This window comes from Alphaproteobacteria bacterium (assembly GCA_041396705.1).
Lineage (GTDB): Bacteria > Pseudomonadota > Alphaproteobacteria > CALKHQ01 > CALKHQ01 > CALKHQ01.
The window spans coordinates 198,396-210,180 of record JAWKYB010000007.1 but is presented as its reverse complement, the minus strand read 5'-3'; the positions used below and the strand labels follow the sequence as shown (position 1 = coordinate 210,180).

At 69.9% G+C, this 11,785-nt stretch carries 10 protein-coding genes; 5 read left to right on the top strand and 5 right to left on the bottom strand.

Annotated features, from left to right (window positions below):
• The first annotated feature begins 122 nt into the window (after positions 1–122).
• The 5 genes from R3F55_12110 to R3F55_12090 all read left to right on the top strand — a co-directional run bounded on the left by R3F55_12110 (position 123) and on the right by R3F55_12090 (position 6,555).
• The gene (locus tag R3F55_12110; protein MEZ5668156.1) at positions 123–962 is read left to right on the top strand and encodes a cytochrome c; all 840 of its coding nucleotides are present in this window, start codon (positions 123–125) and stop codon (positions 960–962) included.
• Positions 963–1,055: 93 nt separating this feature from the next.
• A complete protein-coding gene (locus R3F55_12105; GenBank protein MEZ5668155.1) occupies positions 1,056–1,583 on the top strand; it encodes a GNAT family N-acetyltransferase in 528 nt (175 codons plus the stop codon).
• Between the two features lie 9 nt (positions 1,584–1,592).
• On the top strand, positions 1,593–2,990 hold the full coding sequence (gene cysS, locus R3F55_12100) for a cysteine--tRNA ligase (GenBank protein ID MEZ5668154.1): 1,398 nt from the start codon (positions 1,593–1,595) through the stop codon (positions 2,988–2,990).
• Positions 2,991–3,374: 384 nt separating this feature from the next.
• Positions 3,375–5,081, top strand: coding sequence for a 2-isopropylmalate synthase (leuA, locus tag R3F55_12095; protein ID MEZ5668153.1), 1,707 nt, complete (start codon positions 3,375–3,377; stop codon positions 5,079–5,081).
• Positions 5,082–5,214: 133 nt separating this feature from the next.
• Positions 5,215–6,555, top strand: coding sequence for a metallopeptidase TldD-related protein (locus tag R3F55_12090; GenBank protein MEZ5668152.1), 1,341 nt, complete (start codon positions 5,215–5,217; stop codon positions 6,553–6,555).
• Positions 6,556–6,591: 36 nt separating this feature from the next.
• Here R3F55_12090 and R3F55_12085 read toward each other — a convergent pair whose 3' ends face one another.
• Genes R3F55_12085 through R3F55_12065 form a run of 5 tightly spaced genes read right to left on the bottom strand, consistent with a single transcriptional unit; the run spans position 6,592 to position 11,559 of the window.
• On the bottom strand, positions 6,592–6,996 hold the full coding sequence (locus R3F55_12085) for a F0F1 ATP synthase subunit epsilon (GenBank protein ID MEZ5668151.1): 405 nt from the start codon (positions 6,994–6,996) through the stop codon (positions 6,592–6,594).
• Between the two features lie 41 nt (positions 6,997–7,037).
• Positions 7,038–8,477 carry a F0F1 ATP synthase subunit beta gene (gene atpD / locus R3F55_12080; GenBank protein ID MEZ5668150.1) on the bottom strand — a complete coding sequence of 480 codons (1,440 nt, stop codon included), beginning with the start codon at positions 8,475–8,477 and terminating at the stop codon, positions 7,038–7,040.
• Between the two features lie 52 nt (positions 8,478–8,529).
• Positions 8,530–9,426, bottom strand: a complete 897-nt coding sequence (locus R3F55_12075) for a F0F1 ATP synthase subunit gamma (GenBank protein ID MEZ5668149.1) — start codon at positions 9,424–9,426, stop codon at positions 8,530–8,532.
• 40 nt (positions 9,427–9,466) lie between these two features.
• Positions 9,467–10,999 (bottom strand): F0F1 ATP synthase subunit alpha, encoded by a 1,533-nt coding sequence (gene atpA / locus R3F55_12070; protein MEZ5668148.1) that lies wholly within the window; start codon positions 10,997–10,999, stop codon positions 9,467–9,469.
• Positions 11,000–11,001: 2 nt separating this feature from the next.
• Positions 11,002–11,559 (bottom strand): F0F1 ATP synthase subunit delta, encoded by a 558-nt coding sequence (locus tag R3F55_12065; protein ID MEZ5668147.1) that lies wholly within the window; start codon positions 11,557–11,559, stop codon positions 11,002–11,004.
• Positions 11,560–11,785: the final 226 nt, after the last annotated feature.

Sequence of the window (11,785 nt, the reverse complement as noted above, 5' to 3'; positions counted from 1 at the left end):
TCCTGCGACACTCTTTCCACAATCGCGGCGCGGGAGTATGAGTCCTGCCGATTCCGAGCGCGGCGGGCAGGCGGCCAGTGCGCCGAGGCGAGAGCGCGCCGGGTTTCGTGGGAGGTTTCGAAATGCGATCCGTTGCCATCGCGGCCGCCGCCGCGACGAGCCTGTGTGCCCTGGCCGCGTCGGCCGGCGCCGAGACGCCGCTGGAACGCGGCACCTACCTGATGCAGTCGATCGTCGCCTGCGGCAACTGCCACACGCCGCAGGACCAGAACGGGCCGATCCCCGGCATGGAGCTGGCCGGCGGCCTGCCGATCGAGGAAGACGCCTTCGCGGTGGTCGCGCCCAACATCACCCCTGACGTCGAGACCGGCATCGGCGGCTGGACCGACGATCAGATCCGCACGGCGATCCGCGAGGGCATCCGCCCCGACGGCTCGCTGATCGGCCCGCCGATGCCGTTCGAGGTCTATCACGGCCTGTCGGACAGCGACGTCGACGCCGTCATAGCCTACCTGCGCAGCGTTCCGGCCGTCAGCAACGAGACGCCGGCCAACGACTATCCGTTCCCGCTGCCGCCCGCCTATGGCCCCGCGGTGGGTTCGGTGCCGGACGTCGACCGCAGCGATCCGGTCGCCTACGGCGCCTATCTGGCCGGGCCGATCGCGCACTGCGTCGTCTGCCACTCGACGCCGGACGCCAACGGCGTGCCCGATCTCGCCAACATGTTGGGCCGGGGCGGGCTGACCTTGCACGGCCCGTGGGGCGTCAGCGTCGGCGCCGACATCACGCCCACCGGCATCGGCCACTACAGCGACGACGAGGTCGCCACCATCATCCGGACCGGCGTCCGCCCGGACGGCTCGCACCTGCTGCCGCCGATGCCGGTCGGCTACTACGCCGGCATGTCCGACGAGGACGTCGCGGCGATCGTCGCCTATCTGCGCTCGCTGCCGGCGCACTGACGCCGCGGCGCCGCGGGCGACAGCCGCGCGCCGAGCCTGTAGTCTGCCCCCGCATCGCGCCGCACCGGCGCCGGTGCGGGGAGCGGAAGGCCGATGGCAGTCACCTGCCGGCTGGCGACGGCGTCCGACTGTGGCGCGCTCGCCGGGCTGATGCATGCGACAGACCTGCACTACTGGGGCGACGACGCGCCGCCGCGGGCGGCGTTCGACGCCCATGTGCGCGACCGCGTCCTGGCCGAGCCGGGTTGCCAGGTCGCCGTTGCCGAGCGGGACCGCGCCGTCGTCGGCTATGCCTGCTTCGCCCTGCTCTATCCGGCGCCGGACCTCGGCGGGGCGCTGTTCATGAAGGAGCTGTTCGTCGCACAGCCGGCGCGCTCCGACGGCATCGGCGCCGCGCTGATGGCGTTCATCGCGCACGAGGCGCTGCGCCGCGGCTGCGTGCGGCTGGACTGGTCGACCGAGGCCGGCAACGCCGGCGCGCTGCGCTTCTACGACCGGATCGGCGGCACCCGAATGGAAACCAAGGTCTATTACAGGGTCGGGGGCGCAGCGCTGTCGGATCTGGCCGCGCGCTGCGGCCGCCCCGATTCCGCAGGTGACGCGCCGGCGCCGCGGCGATAGAACCCGGCCATGACCCTGCAGCTTTACAACACGCTGGCGCGCGCCAAGGAGCCCTTCGTCCCGCTCGATCCGCACAATGTGCGGATGTATGTCTGCGGCCCGACGGTCTACGACTACGCCCATATCGGTAACGCCAGGCCGGCGGTGGTGTTCGACGTGCTCAGCCGGCTGCTGCGGCACGTCTATGGCGACGGCCACGTCACCTATGTCAGCAACATCACCGACATCGACGACAAGATCATCGAGCGGGCGGCAGAATCGGGCGAGCCGATCGCATCGCTGACCGCGCGCACCGAACGGCAGTATTTCGAGGACATGGCCGCGCTCAACGTGCGCCGGCCCGACGCGACCCCGCGCGCGACGCAGCACCTGCCCGAGATGCTGGCGATGATCGAGACGTTGGTCGCCCGCGGCCACGCCTATGCGGCCGACGGGCACGTATTGTTCGCGGTCGGCACCATGCCGGACTACGGCCGGCTGTCCGGCCGCAACCGCGACGAGATGATCGCCGGCGCCCGCGTCGAGGTCGCGCCGTACAAGCGCGACCCGGCCGACTTCGTGCTGTGGAAGCCGTCGACGGCGGAGCAGCCGGGCTGGGACAGCCCCTGGGGCCGCGGCCGGCCCGGCTGGCACCTGGAATGCTCCGCGATGAGCGGGCGCTATCTCGGCGAGACCTTCGACATCCACGGCGGCGGCCAGGACCTGATCTTCCCCCACCACGAGAACGAGATCGCCCAGAGCCGGTGCGCCCACCCGGACGGCCGCTTCGCCCGGGTCTGGCTGCACAACGGCTTCCTGCTGGCCGAGGGCGAGAAGATGTCGAAGTCGCTGGGCAACTTCTACACGGTGCACGAGCTGCTGCAGGAGTTCCCCGGCGAGGCGCTTCGGCTGACGCTGCTGCGCAGCCACTATCGCCAGCCGCTGGATTTCACCAAGGCGGGCGTACGCGAGAGCAGGGCGATCCTCGACCGGTTCCAAAGGGTGCTGCAGGCGGCGGGGCCGGCCGCGGACGGCTCAGGCGACGGCAGCGCGGTCGACGACGGCGTGCTCGCCGCGCTCGGCGACGATCTCAACACGCCGGCCGCGCTGGTGCGTCTGAACGAGCTCGCCGACCGGGCGGCGGCCGAGGCCGATGCACAGGCACAGGCGGCACTGGCGGGGGCGCTGAAGGCGAGCGGGGGTCTGCTCGGCCTGTTCGCGATGGCGCCGCACGACTGGTTCCGCTGGCAGCCGCCGGCGGCGACCGGGCCCGACGAGGCGGCGATCGAAGCGCAGATCGCCGCCCGTACAGCCGCGCGCAAGGCGCGGAACTTCGCCGAGGCCGACCGCATTCGCGACGCGCTGGCGGCCGCCGGAGTCGTGCTGGAGGACGGGCCGCAGGGCACGACCTGGCGCCGCGACGGTTGACCCGGCCGGCGCGGATGGCTATCTAGCGAGCATGAGCCTGCGTCTGGACCTGCTCCTGCGACTTACCCGCCCGGTGGCCTGACCCCGCCGGACCAGGTTCGCATGCGCGAACCGCCCCTCGCCCAGACCGCTCCATTTCCCTGTCGAGCCCAGCCGTGACCAGCCGTTCCGTGACCGTCCGCATGCGATCCGGGGTTCCCGTGCCGTCATGTCCGCCGCTGCCGACGTCGTCCTTCGCCCGACTGCCCGGCGGCCGGCGGCGCTGACCGGGCGCGCCGCCGGCCGTATTTCGCGGCCCGTTAACCGAATTTTGTGTATAAAGCGCGCGGCTTTCGGCAGCCCGAGACGGTATCGCCCCCGCCGCGCCGGCGAAGGATGAAGACGATGACCAACGCGTTCCAGGACACCGTGCGGAAATATCGGCCGTTCGCGCAGATCGACCTGCCCGACCGCACCTGGCCCAACGCCACCATCACCAAGGCGCCGATCTGGTGCTCCGTCGACCTGCGCGACGGCAACCAGGCCCTGATCGAGCCGATGGGCCCCGAGCGCAAGCGACGCATGTTCAAGACCCTTGTCGCGATGGGCTTCAAGGAGATCGAAATCGGCTTCCCGGCCGCTTCGCAGACCGACTTCGACTTCTGCCGGGAACTGATCGAGCAGGACATGATCCCGGACGATGTCACCATCCAGGTGTTGACCCAGGCGCGCGAGCCGTTGATCCAGCGCAGCTACGAGGCGCTGAAGGGCGCCAGGCAGGCCATCGTGCACCTGTACAACTCGACATCGACCGTGCAGCGGCGCGTGGTGTTCGGGCTGGACGAGGCCGGCATCACCGACATCGCGGTCAAGGGTGCCGAATGGGTGCTGGCCGGCGCCAAGGCGGCGCCGGAGACGCGCTGGCGTTTCCAGTATTCGCCGGAGAGCTTCACCGGCACCGAATTGCCCTATGCGGTGGAGATCTGCGAGGCGGTCTGCGACGTCTGGCAGCCGACCGCGGCGAACCCGACCATCATCAACCTGCCGGCGACGGTGGAGATGGCGACGCCGAACATCTATGCCGACCAGATCGAGTGGTTCCTGCGCCGCTTCCGCGACCGCGAGCGCATCATCCTCAGCCTGCACCCGCACAACGACCGCGGCACCGGCGTCGCCGCCTGCGAGCTGGCGCTGATGGCCGGTGCCGACCGGGTGGAAGCGACCTTGTTCGGCAACGGCGAACGCACCGGCAATGTCGACGTGGTCACGCTGGCGCTGAACATGTTGACCCAGGGCGTCGACCCCGGCCTCGACATGTCCGACATCAACGCCCTGGTCCGCACCGCCGAGCATTGCAACCGCCTGCCGGTGCACCCGCGCCACCCCTATGGCGGCGAACTGGTGTTCACCGCCTTCTCCGGCTCGCACCAGGATGCGATCAAGAAGGGCTTCGCGGCGCAGGAGAAATCCAACACCGGCATCTGGGAGGTGCCCTACCTCCCGATCGATCCGCAGGACATCGGCCGGTCCTACGAGGCGGTGATCCGCATCAACAGCCAGTCGGGCAAGGGCGGCATCGCCTACATCATGGAGACGGACTACGGCCTGGCGCTGCCCCGCCGCCTGCAGATCGAATTCTCGAAGGTGATCCAGCGGATCGCCGACGAGACCGAGGAGGAGCAGCCGTCGGAGGCGATCTACCAGGCGTTCTGCGACGAGTATCTGCAGCAGAACGGGCCGCTCGAGTTCGTCGAGTACCGGACGGTTCCGGAAGGCTCCGGCGGCGACAAGCGCCGGCTCGACGCCACCGTGCGCATCGACGGCGAGATCCGGCCGATCGAAGGCCACGGCACCGGCCCCGTCGACGCCTTCGTCGACGCGCTCAACCGGTCGTTCGGCCTGAATCTCAGGGTCGCCGACTATCGCGAGCACGCCGTCGGCGCCGGCTCCGACGCCGAGGCGGTGGCCTATGTCGAGCTGAACCTGGGCCGCGAGGACAGCCTGTTCGGCGTCGGCCGCGACAAGAGCATCGTCGCCGCGACGCTGCGTGCGGTTGTCAGCGCGGCGAATCGCGCTATCAAATACAGCGCGGCCAAGCTATCGGCCGCCTGAACGATGCGCCGCCGGCCGGTTCCCGTCGCGGGAGCCGGCCGGCGGTGGCGTGCCGACCAACCGCCGGGCCGGCCCAGGCACGGCCCACCTGCACAGCATGGACGCCGGCCCGCGGCGCACCCGGGACTGAACGATGACGCAGCCTGATATCCTCAACCTGCTGCAGGACCTGGTCGATGCCGCCAGGGCGGCGGGCGCCGACGCCGCCGACGCCGTCGCGGCCGACGGCGCGTCGGTCAGCCACGGCTGGCGGCTGGGCAAGACCGAGCGGCTGGAGCGGTCGGAGGAGGCGGATCTCGGCCTGCGGGTGTTCGTCGGCCGACGCCAGGCCATCGCCTCGACCACCGACCGCAGCCCGCGCGCGCTGCGCGATCTGGCCGACCGCGCGGTGGCGATGGCGCGGGCGGTGCCGGAGGACCCGCATGCCGGGTTGGCCGACCCCGACCAGATCGCCCGCGCGATTCCGCAGCCGGACATGGCCGACCCGGTCGAACCCGCGCCCGAAACGCTGATCGCCCGCGCGCAGGCCGCGGAAGAGGCGGCGCTGGCGGTCGCGGGCGTCACCAACTCCGAAGGCGCGGAGGCGAGCTGGAGCCGCAGCGACATCGCCATCGTCGCCAGCAACGGCTTCGCCGGCCACTACGGCCGCACCTATCATGCGCTCAGCGTCTCGGTGCTGGCCGGCACCGGTACGGCGATGGAACGCGACTACGACCACAGCGTCGCGGTCCACGCCGAGGACCTCGACGACCCGGTGGCACTGGGCCGGAATGCCGGCGAGCGCGCCGTCCGCCGGCTCGACCCGCGCAAAATCAAGTCGTGCCAGGTGCCGGTGGTCTACGATCCGCGCATTTCCGGCGGGCTGCTCGGCCATCTGGCCGGCGCCATCTCCGGCGCCGCCATCGCCCGCGGCACCAGCTTCCTGAAGGACATGCTGGGCAAGCCGCTGTTCGCCGACGGCGTCTCGGTGGTCGAGGATCCTCTGCGGCCGCGCGGCCTGGCGACCAAGCCGTTCGACGGCGAGGGCCTGCCGACCCGGCGCAAGACGGTGATCGACGGCGGCACGCTGACCACATGGCTGCTGGACCTGCGTTCCGCCCGCCAGCTCGGGCTGAAGTCGACCGGCAACGCCGCGCGCGGCGCCTCGTCGCCGCCGTCGCCGTCGGCATCGAACCTGTGGATGGAGGCGGGGCCGACCGGCCGCGACGCCATGATCGGCGCGATCGGCCAGGGTCTCTATGTCACCGAACTGATCGGCATGGGCGTGAACGGGGTGACCGGCGACTACAGCCGCGGCGCCGCCGGCTTCTGGATCGAGAATGGCGAGCTGACCCACCCGGTCAGCGAGGTCACCGTCGCCGGCAACCTGAAGACGATGTTCCGTCAGCTGACGCCGGCCGACGACCTCGAGTTCCGGCGCACCATCAACGCCCCGACCGTACGCATCGACGGGATGACCATCGCCGGCAACTGAGCCGCGCCGGCCGTGCGACCGGCGCGGGCCGATGCTCTAGGAAACCGCCCGCAGCATCGCGCGGGTCAGTTCCGCCTCCGCCTCGGCCGCCTTGCGGGTGGCGTCGTCCTTGGCGTCGGCGATGTCCTCGCGCAGGTCGGCCAGCTTTTTCTCCAGCGTGCCGCGGTCCATCTCCGACACCGGCATCGCCTGCTCGGCCAGCACCGTGCAGCGCTCCGGCGTCACCTCGGCGATACCGCCGGCGACGAAGATGCGCTCCACCACCGTGCGGCCCTCGAAGATGTCGATGGTGCCGGGCCGGATGGTCGAGATCATCGGCGAATGGCGCGGCAACACGCCGAAATTGCCTTCAGCGCCGGGCACCACCACCATGTCGACGTCCTTCGACACCAGCAGGCGCTCCGGCGAGACCAGTTCGAAGGCGACCTTGTCCTCGGCCATCAGCTATCGTCCCCGTTGCTCGGGCTGGCAGGTCCGGCCGGTCAGGCCGCCTCGGCCGCCATCCGCTTGGCCTTGTCGACCGCTTCCTCGATCGAGCCGACCATGTAGAAGGCGCTCTCCGGCAGGTCGTCGTACTCGCCCGCGCAGATGCCGGCGAAGCCCTTCACCGTGTCCTCGATCTGGACGAACTTGCCCGGCGAGCCGGTGAACACCTCGGCGACGTGGAACGGTTGCGACAGGAAGCGCTGCAGCTTGCGGGCGCGGGCCACGGTCAGCTTGTCCTCTTCCGACAGCTCGTCCATGCCCAGGATGGCGATGATCTCCTGCAGCGCCTTGTAGCTCTGCAGGATGCGCTGCACGTCGCGCGCCGTCCGGTAGTGCTGCTCGCCGACGATGCGCGGGTCGAGGATGCGGCTGGTCGAGTCGAGCGGATCCACCGCCGGATAGATGCCGAGCTCGGCGATCGAGCGGTTCAGCACCGTCGTCGCGTCGAGGTGGGAGAAGGTCGTCGCCGGCGCCGGGTCGGTCAGGTCGTCGGCCGGCACGTACACCGCCTGCACCGAGGTGATCGAGCCCTTGTTGGTCGAGGTGATGCGCTCCTGCATCGCGCCCATGTCGGTGCCCAGCGTCGGCTGGTAGCCCACCGCGGAGGGGATGCGGCCCAGCAGCGCCGACACTTCGGAGCCGGCCTGGGTGAAGCGGAAGATGTTGTCGATGAAGAACAGCACGTCCTGGCCTTCCTCGTCGCGGAAATATTCCGCCTGGGTCAGGCCGGTCAGCGCGACGCGGGCGCGCGCGCCCGGCGGCTCGTTCATCTGGCCGTAGACCAGCGCCGCCTTGCTCTCGCCGTCGGGCTGGATGACGCCGGATTCCATCATCTCGTGATAGAGGTCGTTGCCCTCGCGGGTGCGCTCGCCGACGCCGGCGAACACCGAATAGCCGCCGTGGCCCTTGGCGATGTTGTTGATCAGCTCCTGGATCAGCACGGTCTTGCCGACGCCGGCACCGCCGAACAGGCCGATCTTGCCGCCGCGCGGATAGGGGGTCAGCAGGTCGACGACCTTGATGCCGGTGACCAGCTGCGACGCCTCGGTCGCCTGCTCGGCGAAGGTCGGCGCGGAGCGGTGGATCGGCGCGCGCTTGCTGGTCTTCACCGGCCCGCGCTCGTCGATCGGCTCGCCGATCACGTTCATGATCCGGCCCAGCGTCTCCGGACCGACCGGAACGGTGATGGCGTCGCCGGTGTCGGTCACCTCCTGGCCGCGGACCAGGCCCTCGGTGGTGTCCATCGCGATGCAGCGCACGGTGTTCTCGCCCAGATGCTGGGCGACCTCGAGCACCAGCCGGTTGCCGTGGTTGTCGACCGACAGCGCGTTCAGAATCGCGGGCAGCTCGCCCTCGAAGGTCACGTCGACCACCGCGCCCATGACCTGGGCGATCGAGCCGGTGGTGTTCTTCGCTTTGGTTGCCGCTTTCGCCATGTCGTCTTCCTCCTGTCGGGCCCGCCGCGCGCCGTGCCGGCGCGGCGCCGTTCTACAGCGCCTCGGCGCCCGAGATGATTTCGATCAGTTCCTTGGTGATGAACGCCTGCCGCGTCCGGTTGTAGGTCAGCGTCAGGCTGTTGATCATGTCGCCCGCGTTGCGCGACGCGCTGTCCATCGCCGTCATCCGCGCGCCCTGCTCGGACGCAAAGGATTCCAGCATGGCGCGGAAGATCTGCACCGACAGGTTGCGCGGCAGCAGGTCGGCCAGGATCTGTTCTTCCGACGGCTCGTACTCGTAGACCGCGCCGCCGTAGCTGCGCCCCTGCGGCTCCGCCCCTGCGGCGGGCTTCGGCGCCTCGAACGGAATCAGCTGCTGGTCGGTGACGATCTGGGTCAGCGCCGACTGGAACTTGTTGTAGACCACCGAGCAGGTGTCGAACTCGCCGGCGTCGTACATCTCCAGCACCTTGGTCGCCACCTGGGCGGCGTGCTCGAAGGCCGGCGCCGGCTTGGCCAGGTCCTCGTAGGTCTGGGCGAAATAGCCGCCCATGTCGCGTTTCAGCACGGCCACCGCCTTGCGCCCGACCACCACCAGCCTGGCCTTCCTGCCCTCGTTGGTCAGGGCCAGGATGCGGCGGCGGGTGTGGCGGATCAGGTTGGCGTTGAAACCGCCGCACAGGCCGCGATCGGACGAGATCAGCACGATCAGGTGCGTGTCGGCGCTGCCGGTCCCGACCAGCAGCTTCGGCCCGCCCTTCTTCGCGCCCATGCCGCCGGCCAGCGAGCCGAGCATGCGCTCCATCCGCTCCGCATAGGGGCGGGCCGCCTCGGCCTGCTCCTGGGCGCGGCGCAGCTTGGCGGCCGCGACCATCTTCATCGCCTGGGTGATGCGCTGGGTCGCCTTGGTGGTGGCGATCCGGTTCTTGAGGTCTTTCAGGCTCGGCATGGCGCTGCGCCGTGCTCCCTTCCCCGCTCAGACGCGCCGGTCAGGCGACGAAGGACTTGGCGAACGCGCCGATGATGTCGGCGAGCTTGCCCTGCAGCTCGTCGTCCAGCGCCTGCTTGGTGCGGATGTCCTCCAGAACGCCGCCATGCTTCTCGCGCATCGCGGCGAGCAGCTGGCGCTCGAACTCGTTGATCTGCGCCACCGGCACCCGGTCGAGATAGCCGCGCACGCCGGCGAAGATGGAGACCACCTGCTCCTCGACCGGCATCGGCGCATATTGCGGCTGCTTCAGCAGCTCGGTCAGGCGGGCGCCGCGGGCGAGCAGGCGCTGGGTCGCCGCGTCGAGGTCGGAGGCGAACTGCGAGAACGCCTCCATCTCGCGAAACTGGGCCAGCTCCAGCTTGATCGAGCCGGCGACCTGCTTCATCGCCTTGATCTGGGCGGCGGAGCCGACGCGGCTGACCGACAGGCCGACGTTGATGGCCGGGCGGATGCCCTTGTAGAACAGGCTCGACTCCAGGAAGATCTGGCCGTCGGTGATCGAGATGACGTTGGTCGGGATGTAGGCCGACACGTCGTTGGCCTGGGTCTCGATGACCGGCAGCGCGGTCAGCGAGCCGGAGCCGTTGGCCTCGTTCATCTTGGCCGCCCGCTCCAGCAGGCGCGAGTGCAGGTAGAACACGTCGCCGGGGAACGCTTCGCGGCCCGGCGGGCGGCGCAGCAGCAGCGACATCTGGCGATAGGCGACGGCCTGCTTGGTCAGGTCGTCGTAAACGATCAGCGCGTGCATGCCGTTGTCGCGGAAATACTCGCCCATGGTGCAGCCCGAATAGGGGGCGAGGAACTGCAGCGGCGCCGATTCCGACGCGGTCGCCGCGACGACGATGGAGTAGTCCATCGCGCCGGCGTCCTGCAGCGTCTTGACCAGCTGGGCGACGGTCGAGCGCTTCTGGCCGACGACGACGTAGATGCAATACAGCTTCTTCGACTCGTCGTCGGACTGGTTGACCTTGCGCTGGTTGATGAAGGTGTCGACCGCCACCGCGGTCTTGCCGGTCTGGCGGTCGCCGATGATCAGCTCGCGCTGGCCGCGGCCGATCGGCACCAGCGCATCCAGCGCCTTCAGGCCGGTCTGCATCGGCTCGTGCACCGATTTGCGGGGGATGATGCCGGGCGCCTTGACGTCGACCTGGCGCCGCTCGGCGGCCTCGATCGGGCCCTTGCCGTCGATCGCATTGCCCAGCGCGTCGACCACGCGGCCGAGCAGGCCCTTGCCGACCGGCACCTCGACGATGGCGCCGGTCCGCTTGACCAGGTCGCCTTCCTTGATGTTGCGGTCGTCGCCGAAGATCACGACGCCGACATTGTCGCTCTCCAGGTTCAGCGCCATGCCGCGCACGCCGTCGGCGAACTCGACCATCTCGCCGGCCTGGACGTTGTCGAGCCCGTAGACGCGGGCGACGCCGTCGCCGACCGACAGCACCTGGCCGACCTCGGCCACATCGGTGTCGGAGCCGAAATCCGCAATCTGCTTCTTGAGAATCGCGGAGATTTCCGCGGCGCGAATCTCCATGCTCATGCCCCTTTCATTGCCAGCTGCATCTTCTGCAGCCGGGTGCGTACCGAACTGTCGATCATGCGCGAACCGACATGAACGACGAGACCGCCCAGGATGTCCGGGTCGACCTGAAAGTCGACCGACACCTTGGCGCCCATGGATTTCTTCAGGCTGTCCGTCACCGCCTGCGCCTGGCCGTCGTCCAGCGGACGGGCCGACACCACCCGCGCGGTCAGATCGCCGCGGCGCCGGGCCAGCTCGGCCAGGAAGGCGCGGATCATGTCCGGCAGCGCGGCCAGCCGGCGATGGTTGGCGACGACGCCGACGAAGTTGCGCACGGTCTGGCCGACGCCGGCCTTGTCGAGGACATCGGCCAAGGCCCGGCCCTGTGCGTCGCGGGCGATCAGCGGGCTGCGGATCGCCGCGCGCAGGTCGGCGCTGGCGTCCAGAAGATCCCTCACTTTTTGCAGGTCGCCGGCGACGGCGTCCAAATCCTGTTTCTCGTCCGCTAGCTCGAACAATGCCGTGGCGTAACGGCTTGCGAGTTGCGAAACGCCCAATCCCTCGGCTGCCACCTGAGCCCCTTGTTTTTTGCCGGAAAGGCCAGTCGCGAATGCGTGTGTGTCGACGCGCGCCGGCCCACCCGCTGGCGCCTGACGCCGGAGCGCGGGCGGTTGGTATCACAGCTATCCGGGTGACGCAAGGCGATGCGGCCGCCGTCCCGACGCGCCGCATCGTCACAGCGGCGCGGCCCGGGAAGCGGCGGTTTTCCTAGCGCAACGGCCGGCGCCCGCGTCAGCG

Excerpts from the sequence above, each read along its gene's own strand:
- R3F55_12110 (MEZ5668156.1), top strand. The coding sequence starts at position 123 with ATGCGATCCGTTGCCATCGCGGCCGCCGCCGCGACGAGCCTGTGTGCC.
- R3F55_12105 (MEZ5668155.1), top strand. The coding sequence starts at position 1,056 with ATGGCAGTCACCTGCCGGCTGGCGACGGCGTCCGACTGTGGCGCGCTC.
- cysS (MEZ5668154.1), top strand. The coding sequence starts at position 1,593 with ATGACCCTGCAGCTTTACAACACGCTGGCGCGCGCCAAGGAGCCCTTC.
- leuA (MEZ5668153.1), top strand. The coding sequence starts at position 3,375 with ATGACCAACGCGTTCCAGGACACCGTGCGGAAATATCGGCCGTTCGCG.
- R3F55_12090 (MEZ5668152.1), top strand. The coding sequence starts at position 5,215 with ATGACGCAGCCTGATATCCTCAACCTGCTGCAGGACCTGGTCGATGCC.
- R3F55_12085 (MEZ5668151.1), bottom strand. The coding sequence starts at position 6,996 with ATGGCCGAGGACAAGGTCGCCTTCGAACTGGTCTCGCCGGAGCGCCTG.
- atpD (MEZ5668150.1), bottom strand. The coding sequence starts at position 8,477 with ATGGCGAAAGCGGCAACCAAAGCGAAGAACACCACCGGCTCGATCGCC.
- R3F55_12075 (MEZ5668149.1), bottom strand. The coding sequence starts at position 9,426 with ATGCCGAGCCTGAAAGACCTCAAGAACCGGATCGCCACCACCAAGGCG.
- atpA (MEZ5668148.1), bottom strand. The coding sequence starts at position 10,999 with ATGGAGATTCGCGCCGCGGAAATCTCCGCGATTCTCAAGAAGCAGATT.